21 protein-coding genes are annotated in these 24,598 nt (G+C 46.5%); 11 read left to right on the top strand and 10 right to left on the bottom strand.

The window, feature by feature from the left end; translation table 11 throughout:
• Nucleotides 1-21 precede the first annotated feature (21 nt).
• From ACYVGR_RS01390 to ACYVGR_RS01410, 5 genes are all read right to left on the bottom strand, one after another.
• Complete coding sequence (locus ACYVGR_RS01390; RefSeq protein ID WP_460953312.1) at nucleotides 22-1,164, bottom strand: alpha/beta hydrolase-fold protein; 1,143 nt, start codon at nucleotides 1,162-1,164, stop codon at nucleotides 22-24.
• A gap of 125 nt (nucleotides 1,165-1,289) precedes the next feature.
• Entirely contained in the window at nucleotides 1,290-2,729 is a 1,440-nt protein-coding gene (locus ACYVGR_RS01395; protein WP_460953314.1) for a DUF4932 domain-containing protein, read from the bottom strand.
• 33 nt (nucleotides 2,730-2,762) lie between these two features.
• Nucleotides 2,763-3,512, bottom strand: a complete 750-nt coding sequence (locus tag ACYVGR_RS01400) for a LytR/AlgR family response regulator transcription factor (protein ID WP_460953316.1) — start codon at nucleotides 3,510-3,512, stop codon at nucleotides 2,763-2,765.
• Entirely contained in the window at nucleotides 3,509-5,140 is a 1,632-nt protein-coding gene (locus ACYVGR_RS01405) for a sensor histidine kinase (RefSeq protein ID WP_460953317.1), read from the bottom strand. Before ACYVGR_RS01405 ends, ACYVGR_RS01400 begins: the two co-directional genes overlap by 4 nt.
• A gap of 227 nt (nucleotides 5,141-5,367) precedes the next feature.
• Nucleotides 5,368-6,348 carry a phytanoyl-CoA dioxygenase family protein gene (locus ACYVGR_RS01410; RefSeq protein WP_460953319.1) on the bottom strand — a complete coding sequence of 327 codons (981 nt, stop codon included), beginning with the start codon at nucleotides 6,346-6,348 and terminating at the stop codon, nucleotides 5,368-5,370.
• Between the two features lie 232 nt (nucleotides 6,349-6,580).
• Between ACYVGR_RS01410 and ACYVGR_RS01415 the strand changes: the two genes are divergently transcribed.
• From ACYVGR_RS01415 to ACYVGR_RS01425, 3 genes are all read left to right on the top strand, one after another.
• Entirely contained in the window at nucleotides 6,581-7,426 is an 846-nt protein-coding gene (locus ACYVGR_RS01415; RefSeq protein ID WP_460953321.1) for an AraC family transcriptional regulator, read from the top strand.
• Nucleotides 7,427-7,584: 158 nt separating this feature from the next.
• Entirely contained in the window at nucleotides 7,585-8,361 is a 777-nt protein-coding gene (gene surE / locus ACYVGR_RS01420; protein WP_182461624.1) for a 5'/3'-nucleotidase SurE, read from the top strand.
• Nucleotides 8,362-8,442: 81 nt separating this feature from the next.
• Nucleotides 8,443-9,996, top strand: a complete 1,554-nt coding sequence (locus tag ACYVGR_RS01425) for a GH3 family acyl-acid amido synthetase (protein ID WP_460953323.1) — start codon at nucleotides 8,443-8,445, stop codon at nucleotides 9,994-9,996.
• A gap of 73 nt (nucleotides 9,997-10,069) precedes the next feature.
• Here ACYVGR_RS01425 and ACYVGR_RS01430 read toward each other — a convergent pair whose 3' ends face one another.
• Together ACYVGR_RS01430 and ACYVGR_RS01435 are read right to left on the bottom strand one after the other, a co-directional pair.
• Entirely contained in the window at nucleotides 10,070-10,708 is a 639-nt protein-coding gene (locus tag ACYVGR_RS01430; RefSeq protein ID WP_182461622.1) for a LysE family translocator, read from the bottom strand.
• Between the two features lie 104 nt (nucleotides 10,709-10,812).
• Entirely contained in the window at nucleotides 10,813-11,361 is a 549-nt protein-coding gene (locus ACYVGR_RS01435; RefSeq protein WP_460953326.1) for an NUDIX domain-containing protein, read from the bottom strand.
• A 250-nt stretch (nucleotides 11,362-11,611) separates the two neighbouring features.
• On the opposite strand from ACYVGR_RS01435, the gene ACYVGR_RS01440 reads away from it, so the two are divergent.
• The 4 genes from ACYVGR_RS01440 (at nucleotide 11,612) to ACYVGR_RS01455 (ending at nucleotide 19,030) form a co-directional block, all read left to right on the top strand.
• A complete protein-coding gene (locus ACYVGR_RS01440; RefSeq protein WP_460953328.1) occupies nucleotides 11,612-13,174 on the top strand; it encodes a M28 family metallopeptidase in 1,563 nt (520 codons plus the stop codon).
• A gap of 86 nt (nucleotides 13,175-13,260) precedes the next feature.
• On the top strand, nucleotides 13,261-14,133 hold the full coding sequence (locus tag ACYVGR_RS01445) for an alpha/beta hydrolase (RefSeq protein ID WP_460953329.1): 873 nt from the start codon (nucleotides 13,261-13,263) through the stop codon (nucleotides 14,131-14,133).
• A gap of 432 nt (nucleotides 14,134-14,565) precedes the next feature.
• Nucleotides 14,566-17,607, top strand: coding sequence for a SusC/RagA family TonB-linked outer membrane protein (locus tag ACYVGR_RS01450; RefSeq protein ID WP_460953331.1), 3,042 nt, complete (start codon nucleotides 14,566-14,568; stop codon nucleotides 17,605-17,607).
• Between the two features lie 22 nt (nucleotides 17,608-17,629).
• A complete protein-coding gene (locus tag ACYVGR_RS01455; RefSeq protein ID WP_460953333.1) occupies nucleotides 17,630-19,030 on the top strand; it encodes a RagB/SusD family nutrient uptake outer membrane protein in 1,401 nt (466 codons plus the stop codon).
• A gap of 232 nt (nucleotides 19,031-19,262) precedes the next feature.
• Here ACYVGR_RS01455 and ACYVGR_RS01460 read toward each other — a convergent pair whose 3' ends face one another.
• Both ACYVGR_RS01460 and ACYVGR_RS01465 read right to left on the bottom strand, forming a co-directional pair.
• Nucleotides 19,263-19,466 carry a hypothetical protein gene (locus ACYVGR_RS01460; RefSeq protein WP_460953335.1) on the bottom strand — a complete coding sequence of 68 codons (204 nt, stop codon included), beginning with the start codon at nucleotides 19,464-19,466 and terminating at the stop codon, nucleotides 19,263-19,265.
• Between the two features lie 119 nt (nucleotides 19,467-19,585).
• Nucleotides 19,586-20,578 carry an amidohydrolase family protein gene (locus tag ACYVGR_RS01465; protein ID WP_182461617.1) on the bottom strand — a complete coding sequence of 331 codons (993 nt, stop codon included), beginning with the start codon at nucleotides 20,576-20,578 and terminating at the stop codon, nucleotides 19,586-19,588.
• Between the two features lie 302 nt (nucleotides 20,579-20,880).
• Here ACYVGR_RS01465 and ACYVGR_RS01470 point away from each other — a divergent pair, with 302 nt between their 5' ends.
• Nucleotides 20,881-21,888 (top strand): cation diffusion facilitator family transporter, encoded by a 1,008-nt coding sequence (locus ACYVGR_RS01470; RefSeq protein ID WP_460953337.1) that lies wholly within the window; start codon nucleotides 20,881-20,883, stop codon nucleotides 21,886-21,888.
• Here ACYVGR_RS01470 and ACYVGR_RS01475 read toward each other — a convergent pair.
• Nucleotides 21,885-22,553 (bottom strand): Uma2 family endonuclease, encoded by a 669-nt coding sequence (locus tag ACYVGR_RS01475; protein ID WP_460953506.1) that lies wholly within the window; start codon nucleotides 22,551-22,553, stop codon nucleotides 21,885-21,887. The genes ACYVGR_RS01470 and ACYVGR_RS01475 overlap by 4 nt on opposite strands.
• 350 nt (nucleotides 22,554-22,903) lie before the next feature.
• On the opposite strand from ACYVGR_RS01475, the gene ACYVGR_RS01480 reads away from it, so the two are divergent.
• Genes ACYVGR_RS01480 through ACYVGR_RS01490 form a run of 3 tightly spaced genes read left to right on the top strand, consistent with a single transcriptional unit; the run spans nucleotide 22,904 to nucleotide 24,598 of the window.
• A complete protein-coding gene (locus ACYVGR_RS01480) occupies nucleotides 22,904-23,941 on the top strand; it encodes a YheT family hydrolase (RefSeq protein WP_460953339.1) in 1,038 nt (345 codons plus the stop codon).
• Nucleotides 23,942-23,946: 5 nt separating this feature from the next.
• Nucleotides 23,947-24,234 (top strand): nucleotidyltransferase family protein, encoded by a 288-nt coding sequence (locus tag ACYVGR_RS01485; protein WP_460953341.1) that lies wholly within the window; start codon nucleotides 23,947-23,949, stop codon nucleotides 24,232-24,234.
• Nucleotides 24,227-24,598, top strand: a complete 372-nt coding sequence (locus ACYVGR_RS01490) for a HepT-like ribonuclease domain-containing protein (RefSeq protein ID WP_460953343.1) — start codon at nucleotides 24,227-24,229, stop codon at nucleotides 24,596-24,598. Before ACYVGR_RS01485 ends, ACYVGR_RS01490 begins: the two co-directional genes overlap by 8 nt.

Here is a 24,598-nt window from a genome sequence, read left to right on the forward strand (position 1 = left end):
CGGCTTAATCGAAAGCTTATTTCATCGAAACAACAGCGGAGCGAGATCGGTCAGATTTCTACGCCATACCATAAAGGTGTGGCCACCAGGTGTTTCGTGATAGGTAAACTTTACGTTTTTCGAGCTCAGATATTCCCGGAAGTATTTATTATTCTGATACAGAAAATCATCGACGCCACAGGAAATCCATAATAGTTTCAGTTGCGAATTTGCTTTTTCGTCCAGCTTGGGATACGTCTTGGCAAAAACATCCATCATGGCCGTTACTTGCTCACTAGAGGGCGTCGTTGTGGCGGGATTGGCCGTTGTCGATGCTGGCGGACGAGGGCCACCCATGCCTACAGCGCTGCTCATGCCACCTACATAGGCAAAGTGATCGAGGTGATTAAGACCTGTATAGTAAGCCGTTCCGCCCCCCATTGATAAACCCACAATAGCCCGTTGGGTCCTGTCTTTAGCTGCGTTGTAGGTTTTTTCAAGCTGTGGAATGATTTCCTGAATCACCTCTGTAGCGTATTTATCATTGCCTCCGTAGCCCAGAGTATTTACCATAATCATGGGCTTGGCCTTGCCTTCCGCAATCAGGTTATCCAGAATGATATTGGCCTGCGCATTCACAATCCACGACAAAGCTGTGCCTGTAGCGCCATGCAACAGGAAAAATACCGGATAAGGCTCTTTGCGCTTCGGATCATAATTTGGTGGCAGGTACACGTAATAGTCCCGATCTTCGCCCATAACCGCCGATCGATATACTTGATGATTGACTGCTCCACGCGGAACATCCTTAATCTCCCAGCTCAGTGAAGCAGGCCCTGGCATATGCGCCAGACTCTGCCCGTTGCATTGATAACACGGTTTGGCAACCGGATTGGCCGGATCGGGAATACGAAGCCCATCGACAACAAAAGCATAATCATAGACATCTGGATCAAGCTTTTTGGTAAAGCTCCAAACGCCCTGATCATCCTTCACCATCGTCTCCTTCGAAATGCCTTCAATGTCCAGAATAACTTCTTTGGCATTAGGGGCTCGAAGCCGGAAGGTTAGTCCGCCGTCTGCCACTTCCGGGGATTTGATGGGTGGTAAACGCTGTTGAGCCTGAAGCGTAAACGACAGGGCTAGCAGGCAGAAAATAAGGAAAAAGCAAGACGGCGTTTTCATAGTAGTTTAGATGTAAGATCGTATAACAGAGCTATAGCCTATAAAGCTTCGTCTGAGTTCTAAACTACTTTTCGCATCCGTCATGACCGACTATTTACTGAGCTGGTTTAAGACCGAATTAATCGCTAGGGTCTGTTTTCGGCTGCAACCATAGTGCGAATGCGACTATACGGTTTCAAGTCAATGCCAGTGCTACTTCGGAGTGCAATCAGCGTTTTCCAGGGGTAATTGAAAAGCAGGTGATTTAAGGCGCCTTTTGCTAAGGGTAGTTGAAAATGTAAAGTCATGCCATTATCTGTCCAGACCAACGTGTTGTTTTCGGGCGTTAACACCAATCGTTCCTGACGGACTACCTTGCCCTGTTGCTCAATGGCCCAGATAAGATCAAGAGAACGTAGCGGCTGCATAGGCTCGGAGAAGTGTATGGCGAAGGTTGCCAACGTATCAGTAATAGTCTGATTATCCAGATTACAGCTGGTAATTAGCGGTTTACTCAATCCTGATTGTAATGTCTTGAGTCGTTGGATAAAGGTTGGATAGAGATCGTTGAGGGTTTGGCCGGGTCGTCGGGCGTTGTATAGTCGTGTCAGTTCCCAGTTAAAAACCGAACTGGCAAAAAAGCCACGTGTATCATTTTGCAGTGCCCAATCCAGACATACTTTGGCCGCCACATCGGGAAAGTATGTCTGCACATAAAGATCGTAGACGGCCCAGGTCATATATTCATTAAATGTCGCAACACTATCAGTCTCATAGCCGCTGCCCGCATCCCAACGAGTAATGGTAAAGCTGGAACGTAGTAAAGCGCGGTACTGCTCCGTCAATGGGTTCACAAAAGCGTGATCAAGCTCTGTAAACAGCATGTGTGTGCCAGAGGCAATCTCTTCCGGTGTGGCTTTGTTAACGGCTTTCCCCGTCAACAAAAAGGTAGGTAACGTAATAAAATCAGTGCCTACACCTGCCACTACTCTATGGCAATTCATACGCCCTACCAAGGGTGAGAGGGCGATGGCATAGGATGTTAATTCTTCGCGTTTCCCCAGTTCAGTTTCCAGAAAATGGAGCATTTCTTCGTAGCGTTGCGATTGCAGATAAGCGGTAGCTAACCTCTGGTAATACGGTAGATGTTCCCGATAAAACTGACGAAAGCCGGATGTTTTGACAAAATCATCAACCAGGCTCAGTTGCTCCTCAAACGGATTAAAGCCCTTGTTGGCCTGAAAGTTAATTCGTCTAATCAGGTGGTTATTGTTGTCGAACGAAAAGGCATAGGCGTCCGTCCGGAAACTCAGGTAGCTTTCCCATTTTTCCCGCGAATAATTCACCTTAACCAGAAGGGGATGGTGAGCGTATTGATCAAAATGCGCCCTTACTTCCTGATAATAGTCTGAGTTTTGGGCCACCTCCCAGGGATCGGTTTTTCCGTAGTCTGTCAGAGCTAGAATGACGTTGGCCAGTTCGTACGTTTCCGATAATCGAACGGGGTTACTGCCATTTGGCAGGGCGCCAGCCAGCAAGTTGAATCCGCTCAAAAAGAGCATACCAATAGCAACTGATTGTTTCATCAGCATAAAATTTAGCTTAAAATGGTGAGTTGATTAATGCAAATTCAAGGCTTGTTTGATCGCTTCTTTTTTGCCTCGTGAAACCGGTATTTCGGCACCATCTGTTAACAGTAAGAAATCCCCAAACTCTTTTTTCCAGCTTTTTATCCACTTTTTATTCACCAGATGAGACTGGTGACAACGTAGGAATCCATGTGGTCTCAACAACTCCTCATACTCATAAATAGGCTTGCAGACCAGCAAGGCTTCCTGATCGCTCAGAAAAAAAGTAGTGTAGTTGTTAGACGATTCACAACGGATAATTTCGCCGACTTTTACAAATCGAGTCTCCTTTGTGGTAGCAAGCGCAATACGTTGCTCCTCGCTGCTTGGCTGGGCTTTTAGCAGATGTACCAGGTTCTCCAGCTGCTGGTTCTGCACTTTTAACCGACGTTGTTTTATCGCTTTCGTTACTGCCGATTGAAGCTCGCCAATATCAACTGGCTTTAGCAGATAGTCTACCGCAGCAAACCGCATTGCCTGAATGGCGTACTGGTCATAGGCCGTAACAATGATTACCTCGAAATCGTACGTATGAAGACTACGTAGCAGATCGAAACCACTCTGACCGGGCATTTGAATATCCAGAAAGACAAGGTCTGGCTGATACCGATACAATAGCGATTTCCCTTCTTCGGCATTCAGAGCGGTAGCGCACACCGTTACTTGAGGGCAGTACGCCTGGAGCAACGCCTGCAGGTTGTCCAGATTAGGCTTTTCATCGTCGATCAAGATGGCTTTCATGCAAACCAGTGGGTAAAGCGAAGGATTATCTCAGTACCCGCCGTCGAATGAGCGGGTAGTTCAACCTGAATCGGCTGGTCTCGATTCAACTTATTCAGCAGATCAATGCGGTCACGGGTTAGCTTTAAGCCAAAACCACCCGTCGAAGTCGTGGCTAAGAACCCTTTTCCGTTATCAACGATCCGAACAATCATTGTATCGCCATTTTTGTCAAAACGAATGGTCACCACGCCGTTTTCTCCTAGTGCGGAAACCCCATGTTTAACCGCATTTTCTACCAGAGGCTGCAACAAAAGAGCCGGGATACTACTTTCGTACTGATTAATAGAGTCATCCAGGAGAATCTGGTAGGTAAACCCAAATCGAAGCTGTTCCAGTCTTAAGTATGTCTCCAGTCCCTTTATTTCTTCGTGTAAAGAAACTTCTTCTTTGTTGCTATTTGCCAGAGATTCGCGCATCAGCCGGGCAAAGTCAGCCAGGTAGTTATTGGCCCCCTGAATATCCTGCTTGTTAATCAGACCCTGAATTGAGCTTAAGGCGTTAAAAACAAAATGTGGATTAAGCTGAGCATAAATTGCTTTCAACTCCAGTTGCAGTTTAGTTTTAGTAGCTAACTCCTCACGGCTTTTTCGTTTTTGTTGAATATAAAGGACAAAAAAGATGAGGGCTCCCAAACAGACAGTCAGGAACATTCCAATCATCAGTTTGAATCGTTGCGATTGATACCAGGCTGGCTCTACCTCAAAATTATAGGTTGTTACGTGCTGTGGTTGAACGGTATAACGAATGTTCAATTGATACCTACCAGGCTCATACTCTTTGAGCCAGATAAAGCTGTTATCGTACTCGTTATTCTTCCAGGGAATTATGATGTCGCCATTTCGAATTAGCTCATACTGCACCTGGTCTTTATGATAAATGTTCGCTGCCAGGAACAGAATCAGGTTCGTATTCGTAGATGGCAACGTTAAGGGTGTAGCTGGTCGACTCGTCTGATCCAGATTGTTTTCTTTAGCCCAGGGATACTGTAGCTTTTTTAGGAAAGCATCCAGATTATCAGATGTATAGACGTTGGAGATAACAGGTTTTATAGAGACCCAGCTAACCAGCGACGTTCCTACAAGTTGGCGAGCGCCAGTTTTTCGAACATCCACAATCAGCGATTGACCTAACGGGGCTTTGTAGCCACCCAGGTAAGCCATACGGGGTAAGGCGGAGCTTTTGATGAGGGCAGAATCTGTAAATCGATTTATGGTTTGCCAGGGTACCAAAATCTGATTCGACGGATAGGCCATCACCCGAAATTGATAGGCACTCGCATTGCCGGGGTTCACACCATGCAGAAAAAACTGCGCTCTGGCCGTATCAAATGTTGTGCGGGCAACCAGGTTTCCCGAACGTAACCGCAGAAAAGAAGAATCCTTCGCCAACTCAAAAAAATGCCGACTGTTGGCATCCAACGTCCAGAATGAATTATTGGCCATGGGAATCGCCAAAATGAGGGCTACGGTTGACGGGTCGTCCATCGCGCCAGCCGGAAAACTTTGGGAATACGCGCCCCAATCAATCTGCCCGTAAACGGATTGGATCGAAAGAACCAGGCATAACACTAAGCTTATTTTTTTCATGCTGTAGAGAAACAACAGCAAATGTCCATCGCTCTTTTTAGAATTATAGGGTCAACTGTGAATTTGGTCGGTTCGGCTGTGAATCTTGAAAGAGGTATAGCAGACAATAGGTATTTAATTGGGTGAAATGAGAGAATAGAATATTCCATAACACACTAGGCCTTTCGTAAAAATCTGTGATACGACTTTTACGAAAGGCCTGGTATATAACGTCTTTCAAAGCAGTTTTACTCCCAACTATCCAAACCCAGCAGCTTTTTGCCCAATGGCGACAGTTCGGCGGTTTGATAACGCTCTTTTTCCCAATTGCGCGGATCGCCGGGAAATGCGTAACCTTCGGGGGCCTGGCGATCGCGCCACGAGGTGATACGCCACTGACGCAGCGCTTCGTTGTCTTCTTCAGCGGGCATCATCGAAATGTATTGGGCAATTCTGACTTTATCAGTTGATCGATTTGGACGGATGCCATGGGGCTCGGTGCTGTTGAAAATCAGCAGATCGCCTGCTTCCATTTTCACCTTTACGAAATCGAAACCAGTTGTATCAGGCTGAAACCGATTTCGATCGGCAGGCTGGGTCAGTTTCCAGGTGTCATACGTCCGATAGAGTTCGGGAATGCACTGAAAACCGCCCATGTTTTCGTCAGTTTGATCGGCTAGCGCCAATACACCCTGTACATTTTGCGGGCGCGTTTCAGGATCATAATCCCAGTGAATAAATCCCTTGAATTCGTGGCCTGGTCGAACCGGAAAATTCAGATTAGCCCGGTCGATGGTTACCCACAATTTCTCCGTGCCCCAGATGTCGACGAAGGCATCGTACACACGCGGATATTGACGATTATCCCACTCATATTGGTGATTGTAGAGTTCAACCATACCACTGTTGGTCAACTCTTTCATTTTCATTTCAGCGCGAGGTGGTGCGTACCAGGTAGCTGGGTTATTAGGATCTTTTTCTTCAAACTCCCACAGGAAATTGGCGAGCCGTTCGGCCTGTTCTTTGGGCACAGCCTGTTTGATAACGATATAGCCGTTGTGTTTCCAGAATTGCCAGTCTTCTTCTGACAATACACGCAATTTGTTTCCATTGGATCGGTCGTTTAAACTGATTTTGCTACTGGTAGCTGTCGATGGATTGCCTGGAATGTCTTTGTGAGCATTATCAGGAATCATGGTAGGGGTCATCGTGGGCTGCATCGTTTCCATGTTCGTTAGGATGTTTTGCTGATTTTGTTGTAACAAAGATAGTTGACCCGCTAAGCCTATTTCCACAACAATGATGTCCACTTTTTGTACTATATTGCTCTTATATGAGTTAACAACTCCTATTTTAAGGAATTATGAGTAAAATTTAGTAGAAATCCTTAAGGGTGTCGGTGGTTCTGTAAAACGGAGTGGTACTCCGTTTTACAGAACCACCGACCAAAATACAGGTCCCATGAAAATCGCTCTGGAACAAATCAGCCCTGATGCTGACAGTTCATTTCACATTTTGGAAACGCCCCGATTAAACGATGTTTTTTTGTGGCACTACCACCCCGAATATGAAATTGTATACATCACTGGCGCCAATGGGACCCGGCACGTGGGCGACCATATATCACGCTATGAGGGGAGCGATCTGGTCTTTATTGGCCCTAATATTCCGCATCTCAATTTCGATTATGGCGTGACAACTGAACACCGAAAAGTGGTTGTGCAATTAAAAGAATCGTTTCTGGGTGACCTATTCGGGCAGGCACCGGAGTTTGCCGCGATTGCCCGCCTATTCGAGCTGGCACGCGCGGGTATTTCTTTTCATGGAGAAACAAAACGGCTGGTTGGCGAGCAACTGGAAAGCCTTCCGAATCGCCCGCCCTTTGAAAGACTGATGGCCTTGCTACTTATTTTTCAGCAGTTAGCCACGAGCCAGGAAGCTGTTTCTCTTCACGGAAAACCAATTACAAACGCGTATAATTTGAGTGAACAACAAAGACTGAAACGGCTCTATCAATTTATTGAGGATAATTACCAGCGCAAGTTTGAACTGGCGGAAGTAGCTTCGTTAACGAACCTGACCACGGCCGCTTTTTGTCGCTATGTGAAACGGATGACTCGCCTGACATTCACGCAGTTTCTGAATCAGTACCGCATCAATCAGGCTCAGAAATTACTACTGCTCGACCACAACGTAACCGAAGCCTGTTTTGCCAGTGGATTTGAAAGTCTGTCGTACTTCAACAAGATTTTCCGGCGCGTTACGGGCGAAAATCCCCTTCAGTTCAAGAAGCGTTATCGGGAGTGATCTGGACTTTCTCCCAACATCTTCACCCGTATTTGTGTAGTATTGCAAAGAAAAGTCGTTAGTCACCAGCCAATAGTCGTCTGTAGAAAAATAACGGTCGACCACGCTGACCTAACAGTAGATTGAGACTATCGACTGACGATTATTGACTTATTTTTATGTCTGACCAGAAGCCCTTAATATTAGTTACGAACGACGACGGCATTACTGCCCACGGCATTCGCACGCTTGCCGAATTAATGAAACAATTGGGTTCGGTGGTAGTCGTTGCCCCCAACAGCCCACAATCAGGTATGGGTCACGCCATTACGATTGCCAACCCGATTCGCCTTTACCCATCCGATATTTACGGTGATATACCCGCTTATGAATGCTCCGGCACACCTGCCGACTGCGTGAAACTAGCCAAACACCATATTCTGAAAGACCGCGCTCCTGATTTGGTCGTGAGCGGTATTAATCACGGCAGCAATTCGTCAATCAGCATTCTGTATTCGGGAACGATGTCGGCGGCTATCGAAGGAGCTATTGAAGGAATTCCGGCCATCGGATTCTCCCTCAACGACTTCACTCGTCAGGCCGATTTCTCGCATACGCATGAGCATATTCTGGCCATTGCCCGCAACGTACTGGAAAAAGGGCTAAAGCCAGGAACAGCGCTTAACGTTAACTTTCCGGCCCGTACGGCTGAGCCGCTGAAAGGCATTCGTATTTGTCGACAGGCGAATGCCAAATGGCAGGAAGTTTTCGACGAACGACGCGATCCGCACGGCCGTCGATATTTTTGGCTTGCCGGTGATTTTGTCAACTTCGACACCCACGCCGAAGACACGGATGAATATGCCCTGGCCAATAACTATACCTCGATTGTTCCATGCCAATATGACCTGACGGCCTACGGCATGCTAGACGAATTGACGAATTGGAAACTGTAATTATTAATGATGAATGATGAATGATAAATGATTGTAAAAGCAGCCATTCATCATTCATCATTCATAATTCATCATTCAAACATGGCACTATTAGGTAGTATGCTCAAAAACGGCATTCGCTTATCGAATGTCGTTCGGCTTCGGCAGTTTAATCCGCTTCGCCAGCAACGCAAAGTTTTTCGTAAACTCATCCGAAAAGCGCAATTCACCAAGTTTGGAACGGCCTATCATTTCGATGAGTTGCTCCGCTCGGTTGAGTTTGGTAGTGAGGGCGAATTCTATCAGAAATACAAACAGCATGTCCCGATCCACGACTACAATAAAATGTTCGATGGTTGGTGGAAACAAACGCTGGCTGGCGAAAAAAACGTGACCTGGCCGGGCAAGGTGAAGTATTTTGCCCTTAGCTCGGGAACGTCTGAAGCCTCAACAAAGTACATCCCGGTTACGAAGTCGATGTCGAAGGCCATTCAACGAACGAGCATTCGGCAAATTCTAACCCTCGGCAAGTACCAGAATCTCCCATCAACACTTTACGAAAAAGGCTGTTTGATGTTGGGCGGCAGTACCGATCTAAATGCACGAGAAGGTCACTACGAGGGCGACCTTAGCGGCATTACCGCTAGTAAAATTCCCCTTTGGTTCGAACGATTCTACAAGCCCGGTCGCGACATTGCCCAGGAAAAAGACTGGGCGCTGAAACTGGACGAAATCACGGAACAAGCCGCAAGCTGGGACATTGGCTATGTTGTGGGCGTACCGGCCTGGATTCAGTTGCTGATGGAGAAAATCATTGCCCGGTACAAGGTCAAAACGATTCATGATATTTGGCCCAACCTGATGGTTTTCTGCCACGGAGGGGTGTCGTTTGAACCGTATCGGGCGGGTTTCGAGAAACTCCTCGCCCACCCCATTACTTATATTGAGACGTATCTGGCCTCCGAAGGATTCATTGCTTATCAAACACACCCCAGTGCCGAAGGTATGCAGCTAGTCCTGAACAACGGGCTGTTTTTCGAATTTATTCCGTTCAACGAACAGAATTTCTCACCCGATGGCGAACTGGTCGATAAACCTCAAACCCTGATGATCAGCGAAGTAGAAGAGGGGAAAGAATACGCTCTTTTGCTGTCGACCTGTTCCGGAGCATGGCGTTACCTGATTGGTGACACGATTAAGTTTGTCAATAAAAAACGGGCCGAAATTGTCATTACGGGTCGTACCAAACACTTTTTAAGTTTGTGTGGAGAACACCTCTCGGTCGATAACATGAACAAAGCCATCGAGATGGTTTCGGAAGATCTGGGCATCTCGATTCGCGAGTTTACCGTGGCAGGCGTAACGCACGATACGTTGTTTGCCCACAATTGGTATATCGGTACCGACGATAAAGTAGATGCCAACGACCTCCGTAATCGTATTGATGCCAAGCTTAAAGAGCTAAACGACGATTACGCCGTCGAACGTCGGCACGCCCTCAAAGACATTACCGTGACTGTATTGCCCAACCAGACATTTTACGACTGGATGCAATCTAAAGGCAAAATGGGCGGTCAGAACAAATTCCCGCGCGTCTTGAAAAAGGGAATGATTAAGGAGTGGGAAAGCTTTTTAGGAGAAAGAGCGAAAGAGTGATTGAGTGAAAGAGCGAAAAGCCTATCGGATGCGTTTCGCTCTTTCACTCAATCACTCTTTCGCTCTTTAAAGCCTACCAATTCAGCGCTTTCTGGAGCGGTTCCAACAAACGGGTATAGGCAATATTAACGGCCCCGATCAGGAAGACGACGCCCGTTACGCGATTGAAGATCAGGACAACACGGGGCGTAAAGAGTCGTTTGAGTCGATTGGCATAATAAGCCAGCGCGCTTTCGGTGGCAAATACGCCAACCAAAGCCGCAATCATGAATCCATATTGTTGCGCATCGGTGTAGTGCAGGTGCGAACGAATATAGGCTACAATAGCCACCCAGGCGACAAAGTTGACCGGATTAAGGGCGTTTAGAAAGAAGCCGGTTGTGAAATAATAGACAAAATTTCCGAATCGTGTTTTCGGATAAGCCAGTCGGGGCGTACCTTTCAGAATATTGACCAGTCCCATCGCAACCAGAAATATCACCCCTACTGCAGCCATAATATTTTCAAATCCCTGAACCTTGGGAATGAAAGCCGTACCCAGTAAGGCCGCCGTTACGAACAGAATATCGCCGACGATAACCCCAAAAACAATTTTCATCCCCGAGCGGAAACCATTATCGACACTATTTTGAATCAGCGCAAAAAACACCGTCCCAAACGTTAGACAAAGGCCCACGCCTAATAAAAAACCAAATAGAATAGGTAAGAACACAGGCTGTTATTTATTGTTTCAAGTTTCATGTTCCAAGTTGGCAGGCAGTTAAATGGCCGTCAACTTAAAACGTTGAACATGAAACCTGAAACTTGAAACTTAGTTTAAATTCCCCGCAAACGGGCTACGATCATCAGGCCACTCACACTGAGTGAATCGGTAATTTGGCTGGTCATTACCATCTCAATCGCTTCGGCTAAAGGGAGTTTCCAGACGCGCAGATCTTCGGTTTCTTCGGGAGCGTGTTCGCCCTGCGCCAAGTCCTCAGCAATATATAGAAAACCTTCTTCGTCGGTGGCTGAATTTGAGGTATGAATACGGGCAATTTTTGTCCATTTCTGAGCCTCCAAACCTGTTTCCTCCTTCAATTCGCGTTTGGCCGAATCAAGCGGATCGGTGCCCAGTGGCGAGCCGCCTTCGGGGATTTCCCACGAATATTCATTCAGTGGGTAACGATATTGGCCAACGAGGTAGGTATTGCCATCGGCATCGATCGGAATCACGCCTACAGCTTTATTTTTAAAACTAACGACGCCATAAATACCGGGAGTACCAGCGGGCGTTACCACATCCTCGTGCCGAATAGATAGCCAGGGATTTTCATATTTGACCGACGAGTTCAGCGTCTGCCAGGGGTTTTCAGTTGTGTTCATGCGTACAAAAACGGCCAATTCAGGCTAGTATTCCACCGTTAAAAAGCTGCTAAGTTATCATCTTTCAACTATACCCTACGATTACCGGCGTCTTTTCCCGTTCTCAGGCATTTGTCAATCAAGTGGTTGGGTAGAAACAAACAGGATTTTTCTATGAATTCATATTGATTAATACAAGAATTAAGAAAGAAGAATCAACCACTTTCGGCAAATCGGTTAACTTCGGGTTCTCCCCTAACAATCAAAGCTTATGCATCACAAACTACTCTTAACCAGTCTATTCCTTGGCAATGCCTTATTCAGCTACGGACAGGATGATAAACTGGACATGACTATGATCCAGAAAATTCGGACAGAAGGGCTGGAACATTCGCAGGTTATGGAAACGGCGTTCTACCTGACCGATGTCAACGGTCCCCGTTTGCAAGGTCCTGGTTTCCTGAAAGCCGCTAACTGGGCGAAAACAAAACTTAATAGCTGGGGATTACAGAACTCCCGTCTGGAAGCCTGGGGTGAATGGGGCCAGGGTTGGGGAGTGGAACACTCCTATCTGGCAATGACTGCCCCTTATTACAAAACAATCATCGCCGTACCACGGGCATGGAGTGGCAGCACAAACAAACTACAATCTGCCGATATTCTATACATCAGCTCAAACGATACGACAGCGCTGGAAAGCTATCGTACTAAACTTAAGAACAAGGTTATTCTGCTCGATCAATCGTTCAAGGGTATGCCTTCGTTCAAAGCGGATGCCGATCGGTTTACCGATGAAGACCTGCTGAAAATGGCGAATGAAGCGCCACCCGCTCAGCGAGCTGGCAATGATACGACCTTCCGCAGTCGGATTATGGCCATGCGCACACAGAATGCATTTAATCAGAAAATGCGGAAACTAGCGAAACAGGAAGGGGCTATCGGGATGCTCAACACAACGCAGACTAGTAAAGATGGAACGCTGTTCGTCAGTGGCGATTATGCCAATGCCGCGCTGGGCGCAACTCCCGATGATCTGGCCGATCTCTCGATAGCCGTTGAAGACTATATGACGCTCTGCCGACTCATGAAAGCCGGTATTCCGGTAAAACTGGAGTTAGATGTAAAAACCAAATTTTACAAAGACGACACCAAAGGCTACAACGTACTGGCCGAAATTCCGGGTACCGACCCTAAACTGAAAGATGAAGTGGTTATGCTGGGTGCCCACCTCGACTCCTGGCATGCGGCCACTGGCGCTACCGATAATGCGGCTGGAAGCTCAGTTATGATGGAAGCCGTTCGGATTCTGAATACCATCGGAGCAAAACCCAAACGGACCATTCGGATTGCGCTCTGGAGTGGTGAAGAGCAGGGATTGCACGGTTCCAAAAATTACGTAGCGAATCATTTAGTCGATAAGGCTACCAACAAGCTAACGAAAGAGGGTGAGAATATAGCTGCTTATTTTAACGTCGATAACGGTACGGGCAAAATTCGGGGTATCTATTTGCAGGGTAATCTGGCCGCCGGTCCCATTTTTCAGCAATGGCTAAAACCCTTCAATGACCTAGGTGCTACAACCGTCACGCCCGCGAATACGGGCGGAACAGATCACCAGTCTTTCGACCGGGTAGGCTTGCCGGGTTTCCAGTTCATTCAGGACCGGATTGAGTACAATACCCGTACGCATCACACGAACATGGATACCTACGATCACCTACAGCCCGATGATCTGAAACAGGCAGCCACGGTTGTTGCCAGCTTTGTGTACAACGCTGCGATGCGGGATCAGAAAATTCCAAGAAAGGCCGTTGCCGCACAGACGGCCAGGTAAATGAATAGATTACTGGCGCGGGTATTCACCCGTGCCTTTTTATATAGCCAGTATTCACTGGCGCACCAAGAATTCGTGGTCAGCGAATGCTGACTAAATTAAAAGGCACGGGTGAATACCCGCGCCAGAAAATCTACATGATCAGGTCAATTCCGTTTACACTTCTTTTTGGGTTTCTAACTATCCTAGCCAGCCCTTCATTCGGGCAAACAAAGCCCTTTGTATTAGGTCAAATCGACGTCATTCAATCAAAGGAGTTAGGGGAAAGCAGAACCCTGAACATCTACTTACCGGATGGCTATTCGAAAGACTCGATGGCCAACTACCCAGTCATTTACCTGCTGGATGGTTCGGCCGATGAGGACTTCATTCATATCGCCGGGTTGGTACAGTTTGCTAATTTCCCCTGGGTTAATTTACTTCCCAAATCAATCGTTGTCGGCATTGCGAATGTCGATAGACGGCGCGATTTCACTTACCCAACCACCATTGAGAAGGATAAAAAGGATTATCCAACAACCGGGCATTCGCAAAAATTTATCGCCTTTCTCGAAAAGGAACTGCAACCGTACATTCAAAAGAAGTACAGTAATAACCCTAGTAAAACGATCATTGGCCAATCGCTGGGCGGGCTCGTAGCGACCGAAATCCTGTTTAAAAAGCCAGATTTATTCAATCAATATATCATTGTCAGCCCAAGTCTGTGGTGGGATAACGCATCGTTACTAACTCACCAACCCGCCTTTCTCCAAGCTGGTTTTCACCAAAAGACAATAGTCTTTGTCGCTGTTGGAAAAGAAGGTAAAATTATGGAAACTGACGCGGGCCGATTGATGGATATATTGAAAAAAGCACCCGCTGGCACCCTTAAATCCGATTTCCACTACTTTGCCGATGAAAACCACGCGACCATTTTTCATCTGGCCGTGTATAAAGCATTTGAGCGTTTTAAAAAGTAATTGCGTTTTCTTTGACAGGATTTACAGCCGGGCCGACGCTCGGATTATCAGGATTTTATTGAGTTCTTAAAATCCTGATAATCTTGTCAAATAAAAACCACTTCTTGATTGAGCCAGCTGGCTCAATCAAGAAGTGGTTTTTATTTTCACTGGTTGAGCCATAGCCCACCTGCTCAAACCAGTTTTACTCATTTCCTCCAACTGTCTCCACTACCAAACGATTGTAGTCATCTCAACTTATCAGGAAAAGACAATATCAGCTACTATTTAATCAGTAATTAACTCCAAATATAATTTTATAAAAATTAAAAAATTTGAATTTTAAAATCAATATTTTACATTTTTATAACATATAAATAACTAATAGATATCAGATTCGTACATTTGCATTACACGCACTCTAAAAGCAAACTAAATAAAAAACAATTTTTCATGAGAAAGGCACTACTTAGCATGCTTTTTCTAGGCCTGTTGTTTTCGATGGCGACCAATAGGCTTTATGCTCAATCCGTTGCTATCAAAGGTCAGGTTACGCTGGCCGAAGATGGCACCTCAATGCCCGGCGTTAGCGTCATTATTAAGGGCACAACGACCGGGACTACCACCGACAACGCCGGGCGCTACACCATCAATGCCAGTAACGATGCTATTCTGGTATTCAGCTTTGTCGGTATGGTTTCGCAGGAGGTACATGTTGGCAAACGCAGCTCCATCAATGTGGTTCTGAGCACCGACACCAAAACGCTGGATGAGGTAGTTTTTGTGGCGTATGGTTCGCAGGAGAAAAAGACGATTACTGGATCGCAGGTTTCGCTCGACAGTAAAAACTTCACCAACAATCCCCTTCCTTCGGCCGATCAGATGCTTCAGGGCAAGGTAGCTGGTTTACAATCGATTGCCACTACAGGGCAGCCAGGCGCGAACCAACAGGTGCGGATTCGGGGTATTGGCTCCATCAACGCCAGTGCGGACCCTTTGTATGTGATTGATGGTGTGCCGGTTAACTCAGGCGATGTATCGCGATTAACAACCTCAGCGAATACATTGGCAGGTTTAAACCCAAATGACATTGAAAACGTCACGGTTCTGAAAGATGCGGCTTCGACGTCGATCTATGGTTCACGGGCGGCCAACGGGGTTATCCTGATTACCACTAAACGGGGTAAAAACGGTAAAACTCAGATTTCGATGGATGCCGAATACGGGGTCAACAGCATGGCTATTTCCGATCAGGCCAAGCCTCTGAATCGTCAGCAATATCTGGATATAACCCGCGAAGGGCTGGTTAATGCGAATTACACAGATGCCCAAATTACGAGTACATTAAATTCGCTGGGGGCTAGTACTAACTATGACACCGACTGGCTCGGTCTGGTAACTCGTCAGGGCAGCACCCAGCAGTATAACTTATCCGTATCAGGCGGCAACGAAAAAACGACGTTTTTCGCTTCGGCTGGTTATTACAAGCAGGAAGCCACCGTTATTGCCTCCAACTTTCAACGTATTTCAGGAAAGATCAACCTGAAACATAATTTCCTCGATAAGTTCAGCTTAGGGGTAAACCTTAACGTATCGAACAACGGTCAGGCGGGCCCGTCGAATGGTAGTGGCTATGCAAACCCGGTTTGGGGTGCGTATGGACTTCGGCCAACCATGAGCCCGTATAATGCCGATGGTTCATTAAACACGCTATCGACCGATTTCCCAAATATCTACAATCCAGTGGTGATTGCAGAATACGACAAACGTACCCTGAACAATGTCAAAGGATTGGGTAGTGTTAGCCTGCAATACAGCCCGCTGCCCGATCTGAACCTGAGCACACGGTACGGGATCGACTACAACGGTCTGGAAGAAAACCGCTACAACAACCCGTTCATGGGCGACGGTCGTAACAGCAATGGTCAGGCCTTTGCCTATTACACCCGTTTGTTCAACTGGGTATGGACCAACCAGGCCGATTATCGGCTGCATTTCACGGCCGACAAGGAATTCTATGCCGATTTGAAAGTCGGTTACGAAGCCCAAAAATCGTCAGCGTATACGATTAACGCAGCAGCCACGAACTTCCCCTCAAACCTCGATTTAGTATTGCCCGTAGTAGCCGCAACGCCAACAGCAGCCGCTGCATCAGGTAGCGATTACACATTCTCCAGTATCTACTCGAACGCCAGCATCAGCTATCATGACAAGTATGTTCTGTCGGGAAGTTTTCGCCGGGATGGGTCGTCGCGCTTTGGTCTGAACAATCGTTATGGTAACTTCTATTCGGTGGGTGCAGCCTGGAACGTCGATCAGGAAGACTTTTTACGGAACAATCCAACCATCAGCGGTCTGAAAATCCGTGCCTCTTACGGGGTCAATGGTAACGGTAACTTGTTGACTTCGTCGGGTGCGCCGGGCAACTACCTGTGGCGTTCGACCTATGGCTATGGTTATAACTACAACCAAAACCCCGGTAGCGCGCCCAACAACGTTGGAAACCCGAATCTGACCTGGGAATTGAACAAACCATTTGACGTAGGTGCTGAAATAGGCTTATTTAATAGCCGCCTGAATATCAACGCTGATTACTACAACCGGAAAACCAGCGATCTGATTCTGGAAGTTCCTCTGTCAAGAACTAGCGGCTTCTCGACCTACTTCGATAACATTGGCGCCATGCAGAACAGTGGCTGGGAGTTCAGTGTGAATGCAAGCCCAATCAAGAAAGCCATCCGGTGGGATATTTCCTTCAACATTGCCTTCAACAAGAACAAAATCACCGCACTGGACAACAACCAGGATATCATTTCAGGTAGCTTCATCCGTCGTGTAGGTGAAAACTTCCAGACATTCTACACCCGCGAATGGGCTGGTGTCGATCCGCAAACGGGTAGCCCACTATGGTACCTAAACACAGCCAATGCCGATGGTTCGATCAATCATGGTACTACCACCAGCTACAACGCAGCTCAGCAGATTCTGGCGGGTAGTGCCAGTCCGAAAGCGTTCGGTGGCTTTGGCACAAACCTATCGTGGAAAGGTCTGACTCTGGATGCGCAATTTGTTTATTCGTACGGCAACCTGATTCGCGACCAGTGGGGCGGTTATTACATGGGTGATGGTTACAATCCAGCGCGGAATAAAATTGTTCAGCAACTGGATCACTGGAAACAACCGGGCGACATTAGCGACAACCCAAAGTACGTGTATAACAACTCGACTCTGTCAAACTCGTACTCAACGCGTTACCTCTACCAAGGCGATTACATCCGCCTGCGGAACGTTACGCTGTCGTATAACTTACCCGCGATGATAGCTCGTAAAGCGAAACTGAGCAATATCAACGTGTATCTGCGCGGCACGAACCTCTGGACCAAGAAGTTCGACAAACACCTCTACTTCGATCCGGAACAAGGTGTAACGGGTGAAGCCAACAACAACGTATTCATCAGCAAAGTGGTATCGGCTGGTTTAAACCTGACTTTCTAACCACTGTAATTAATCAGGAATCATGAAAAAAGTACTTTATATTGGCTTAGTGGCTAGTGCAATGGGCTTATGGTCTTGCAGTGAAAAGTTTCTTGACCAGGTCCCCTACGATAGCGTGAACAGTGATGTAGCCATCCGAAGTGAAAGTGATATGTCGAACGCCCTGAACGGTATGTATGCCGGCATGCGGAGTGCAAACATCTATGGCCGTACATTCCCGTTCATCAACGATGTTATGGCCGATAACGTCTATATTTCGACGGCTAACTCAGGTCGCTATCTGGCCCAGAATACCTACGCCATTAACTCGCAGGATACCTATTTTACCAGCTTGTGGGCGCAGGCATACACCAACATTCTGCGGGCGAACAACGCGATCAATGCAAATGTAACCACAACAACTAACGTAGCCCAGTATCAGGGTGAAGCACTGACAGCACGAGCGATTCACTATTTCGATCTGGTGCGGATGTTTGCCAAACAATACACCGCCGATTCAACATCGCTAGGTGTTCCGCTTATTCTAACGTATGACCCACTAGCGAAACCAAGCCGCAATACGGTTGCGCAGGTATATGCGCAGGTTGTCAGCGATTTAACGAAAGGATTTAACCAGATGACGGTTACCAAAAACTCGTCATACATCACCAAATATGTTGCCGAAGCTGTACTCGCGAAAGTCCACCTGTACAAAGGCAACTACGCAGCAGCGAAGGCTGCAGCTCTGGATGTGGTTACGAAAGGAGGATACACGCTGGCCGATTCAGCAGTCTATGTGGCTTACTGGAACAACCCAGCTCCTCGTACCGACAAGCTGGAAACCATCTTCGAGATTTCGTCTGACAATGTAAATAATGCAGGTTCCGATGCGTTGGCCAACATGTATAGCCAATCGGGTTACGGCGATGGTATGGCGTCTACGGATCTTTACAATCTGTATAGTACTCGTGACGTTCGGAAAAACCTGATCATTGTTGGTAAACGTTCGGGTAACGATGCGCTGATCGTAAACAAATACCAGAACGTTTCGAACAACAACGATAAAGACGATTTCAAGATTATCCGGTACGCCGATATAGTGCTGATCCTGGCCGAATCCTATTATCGAACTGGCGACGAAACCAATGCGCTGAAATACCTGAACATGGTGGCTCAGAAACGCGAACCTTCGCTGAAAGCCTATACCTACACAGGAGCTGCGTTGCTGGATGCAATCATCACCGAGCGTCGGAAAGAACTGGCGTTTGAGGGCGACCGCTTTAGTGACTTGAACCGTTTGGGTCGTGATATCAACCGCAGTTCGCAATATCCAAGCGCAGCCCGCTCGATTCCGTTCTCAGATTACCGTCGCATATTGCCCATTCCTCAGGATGAAATAAACGCCAATGCGAACATCCGAACACAGCAAAACCCAGGCTATTAAATGGAAGTGGATTGAGTCATATATAGTGTGACCCCGATGGGGTCAGATGTTTATAGGAAATCATGATAGCTATAAACATTCGACCCCATCGGGGTCGTACTAAAAGAATTACCCAATTCAATTCAACCCTATGACTTACAACCTCAGCCGTACTGGGATTGAAAGCTAAAAACCTCCATTCCTAGCGGTAACGCTAGGAATGGAGGTTTTTTAATGGGTAGTAAATCTTACTTTATTTTTTTGTTGAATCAGGCGAAACAATCGTAGCCGAATCTGTAACCACAGTAGCGCTGTCGCCAGTAGCAATGGTTTCGCTTTCAACAACAGTCGTAGTGTCGGTGTTGGTGGCTTCCGATTCCGTTTTTTTCGACTGACAAGCTACAGTCATCGCCAACATAGCGGCAAAAAAGATCGCTGATTTTACGTTATTTTTCATCGTTTAGATCATTATTGTGCCCGTTAATACCACTACCCACCAAAAGGTAACCCAATCTTTTTTTTTACTTCATTAAATTATTTCTCCTGTCAGAAGAGAACTCTAAAGGGAGGAAAGCTTTACTTAAACTTGCTCTCATCCAACCGGAAGAAACGAACGGCATTGTTGAAAAAAATGTCGCGCTTTTGCTCGAACGATAAGAAGTCGGCATTTTCGATCACACTCATTGAGGTTTCGAATAACTTAGGCCACACCATGAAATCAGTGCCGTAGAGAATTCGTTTGCCAAAGCCTGCCTGCACCAGGCGTTTGAGGTACGCATGAATTTCGGCCTGCGGATAGCTCCAGATAAAACCAGCCAGATCAACGTATACATAGGCATTTGCGCCCATTAACGCGATCATTTCATCGGCCATTGGATAACCCGCATGCATCACCCATATTTTCATTTTAGGATGGCGAGCCAATACATCTTCCAGTAAGAACGGACTCCCCAGCGAAGCCCGGTACTTGGCCTGTGTAAGGTTGGCCATGCCATTACCGCCGGTTCCCATGTGAATCCCTACGGGAATATTCAATTTTTCGGCAGCAGCAAAATAACCATCCAACGACATATCGCTAGGCGATAAGCCCTGATACTGAGGAGCTACTTCGCCCATCACCTTATAAAATCCCGACGACAATGAATCGGTAAAGGCCTGCACCGTCATGTCTTTGGGCGAGCTTACGCCAATTCCTGGAATAACCCGGTTAGGAGCTGCTTTTTTCCATTTCCGTAAGATTTGGGGGTCGCCATAGGCTACGATGGTCATGTTGAGCCGCTCCATCGTTTCCAATACCGCCTTCTCCATTTCTTCGTCCGACTTCGCCGGTTTCAGTGGGTCTACACAATCTTTATTCAGAAAAGAGCTCGTCTGCAAATTCTGGGTCGGGTCGCTGCCAGGCATATCTTTCAGGAACCAGGGACACATTTCGACGGCAAAACCAGGACTTACTTTCATGGCATGCACATGCACATCAATAATAGGCAACGGTTTACGATTGACAGCCTGTGCCATCAACGCACCGACAGATACAACCAGGCAGGCAACTACCAGGACAAGTTTTTTCATAGGATAAATTGGGGAATTGGTAAGGAAAAGCATTACGCATGCCTTTATGTCAAAAGTACATAAAGATAGTTTACCGCAAAACGAGATGAAGCTTTTTATCCGGAATTTGTTAAAATTCGACTACGTATTATACTACAATCAAGCTATTCTGTAGACTTATAGAAGCAGAGCTTTCAAGCTGGTTTTAACGAATTTCCTTAAAAATGACCATGCCAGAAAGGACTTCATCACCAACAAGGCACCAACATTCCGCGTCGAAATCGTTACCTTTGTAACACCCACTTACCACTTGATATCACTTCATGAGTGCCAGTCAACAAACGAAATACCGATGGATGGGCATCTCGCTGGGGCTGAGCATTGTTCTGCTGATTCTCAAATTCACGGCCTATTTCCTGACTTATTCGACCGCCATCTTGTCCGATGCCGTTGAGTCCATCGTTAATGTTATTGCCAGCGGCTTTGCCTTTTACAGTATCTATTTAGCCAGTCAACCTGCTGATCAAAACCATCCTTACGGACACGGTAAAATCGAATTCCTGTCGTCGGGTTTCGAGGGCTCCATGATACTGTCGGCTGGGCTGGTCATTATCTGGCAAGCAATTCTCAGCTTTTTTGAGCCCAAACCGTTAAGCAATCTCGACTGGGGTCTGGTACTCGTTGGCATCACGGCAGGCGCCAATGCATTTGTAGGCTGGCGACTTATTCGATCGGGTCAACAAACGGATTCGGCAGCCCTGACGGCCGACGGCAAACACTTACTAACCGATACCTTTAGCAGTATCGTGGTGATGGTTGGGGTAGCACTGGTAGCTATAACGGGGAAACACTGGATCGATAGTGCCCTATCGGTTGTACTGGCTGTCGGGATCATCTACAACGGATTCCAGATTACCCGCCAGTCAATTGCCCGACTCATGGATGAAGCAGATATCCCGACGCTTCATCGAGTAGTCACATTGCTCACTGTTCATAAGGACCAAAACTGGATTGATGTACATAATCTACGAGTTCAGAAATACGGCGCTGATCTACACATCGATTGCCACCTAACGCTCCCCTATTACTGGGAATTAACGAAAGTACACGATGAGGTGCATCATTTTGAAGATACGCTCAAAGATGGCTTTCAGGGTGGTGTCGAAATTTTTGTTCATACTGACCCCTGCGAGAAAGAATGCTGCCACTATTGCCGCGTAGCCGACTGCCCTGTGCGCGCCTTTGCTTTTGTCGAAGATATTGAATGGACAGCCGAGAATCTTCCGCTGAATCAGAAGCACTTTGTGCCTGTATTGGCGACGGGGATTTAAGAACCGCCTTTAAGGAGCAGGTTGCGCAAGGCAAGCATATTGGCCGCCGTATTGAACAAGGCTCTTACCGGAATGGTAAAGCCAGTAATAGCATGACTAGTTACAGTTTCTTTAATACCAAACGATCCTATCAGCGCATATTCTTCTGTATCAGCATTAATACCATATTGCTCAATTGTTCGGCGAAGCGGGTCAATGATCCAATATTCCGCAACTCGGTGAGCGGCATAATCGGCGAATTTGAGCTCACGATCATTCTTTTCGGTACTTTTTGAAAGCACTTCTGCGATAAAATCAGGAGCAGGATAGTATAATTGATCGTCTGTAATCTGAGAAGCTTTAGCAGGCCCAAAGTAGCAAACATCGGGCTCGTAGCTGTTTCGGGTTAATTCCACTAAAGCCTTTTCAGCTCGGACATAGCCTAACTCACGATCATCTACATAGACACTTAGTAGTGTCGCAAGAAACAACATTGTGGAGTTATGTCGATCCAATGTAGGTGATTGTATAACGATCTCTCCATTAACAAACTCAGCCTTCTTGTCTTCATCGAGCCATTCATAGAACGGCTGCCGTTTCTGGTGCTCATTGTTCAGAATGGCCTGTGCCTGTTGCCAAATAAGCAGAACCTGGGGCGTATCTAAAATTCGTAACAGCAGATCTATTTATCAAAGATAACAGGTTACAGTCAGATACTGCGTTATCTACAACTGGTTGCTCTTGGTTGTTGTGTTTGCTCGTTGAAAATAAATCGAGTAGGGATTTTGTGCGCTTGCGAAAGCCTGAATACTAAAATCTCTTTTTTATTTTATCGAAATAGTTGTATTAATTCTTTTTATTTACCAATTTTGAATCACTTACTGCTTAGGCAGTAGCCAACATTGCTTTTTTCAATTCAGGTTGTATTCAACAGGAAAGGCTGGTCGCCCTACGACCAGCCTTTTTTTATTGGATTTACTAACCTTCTAAGGATTGGAACTCGTACCTTTGCGGCTTCAATCGCCCGCGTTCGGTAATGCCGCTGATTGCCCCATCAAGTTATGTGCCACCCACGCGTTTGTGGAACGGCCACCTGCAAACCATCATTCCCTCGCTGTTCCGCAAGGTAGCAGTCTCCTACGTCCGCGAACGTATCGAAACACCCGACGATGATTTTCTGGATTTGGATTGGTGTTATGGGCACGGAGCAGGGAGCAAGGAGCGGGGTATCGATGTAGTTGCTAACCCCGCACCGAGCACCGAGCACCGAGCTAAAACACTTGTTATCCTCTCTCACGGATTGGAAGGGAGTTCAAAAAGCCCTTACCTGGCGGGAATGGTTAGCCATTTAACGCAATTGGGGTTCGATTGTCTGGCCTGGCATTATCGGTCATGCAGTGGCGAAATGAATCGGCAGGAGCGGTTTTACCATGTTGGTGAAACCGGCGACCTTGATCTGATCATTCAACACGCTCTCACCAAAGGCTATCAAACTATTTATTTGATGGGTTTCAGTGCGGGAGGCAACGTAACCTTAAAATACCTCGGTGAAAAGGGGAAAGCCATTCATCAGGCCATAAAAAAAGCGGTCGTTTTTTCTGTTCCGTTAGATTTAATGGGCTCAGCCAAACGACTCGAACAATGGGATAGCCTGGTTTATAATTACCGATTCAACCGAACACTGAAACGAAAAGTACTGGATAAAGCCGCTGTTATGCCTGGCATTTTTCCTACAGAAGCCGTTCGGAAGGTGCGTAGCGTCCGAGAATTTGACAATACATTTACAGCGCCGATGAATGGGTTTCAGGATGCCAGAGACTACTATACCCGTAGTAGTTCATTGCAATTTATACCCTCTATTGCTATTCCAACACTGATTGTCAACGCTAAAAATGATCCGTTTTTATCACCCGAATGTTTTCCGGAAACAGTAGCTCGGGAACTACCGAACGTCTGGATGGAGTTCCCTGACCAGGGAGGGCATTGTGGCTTCCCGGCAAAAAGCGAAGGGATTCAAGGTACCTATTGGTCGGAGAAACGGGCGGGAGAGTTTTTACAAACCAATAACAGCTAATATATATGGATGGCACACATATTAAACAACTGTTACAAGCAAATAAAGAGCGTTTGTTTGCCGCCTATCCATTGGCTTCATTAGCTTTATTTGGTTCCTATGCTGACGGGACGGCAACTGAAGATAGCGACGTCGATATTTTAGTAGAATTCAAGGAACCTGTTGGCTTTGAATTTATTGATTTATCCATTGAGTTAGAAAATTTGCTGCATAAGCCAGTCGATCTGGTAACTCGCCAGGCAATTAAAACAAAGCTGATTCCCTACATCACTCATCAACTGCAATATGTCTAAACGGTCATCCTACGTCTTGTTAACAGATATGCTGGAAGCCGTCGAAGCCATACAAGAATACATTATCGGTTTAGACTATGAATCTTTTCTTGCAAATAGAATGGCACGCGATGCAGTTATTCGAAATGTGCAAGTTTTAGGGGAAGCTGCGAACCGTATTTCGAAAGAATTTCGTGATCGGCATTCAACAATTGAGTGGATGCGTATTATTCGGACTCGACATATTCTGGTACACGATTATTTTGGTCTGGATTACGAAATTATTTGGCGAATTATCACTGTTCATTTACCTCCTCTTCAAGGAGCCATTAAACAGATTTTAGAAAGTGACCCGCTAGAAGACGCGGATATTGACCCCGTTTAA

The sequence above is a fragment of the Spirosoma litoris genome (genome assembly GCF_054776755.1).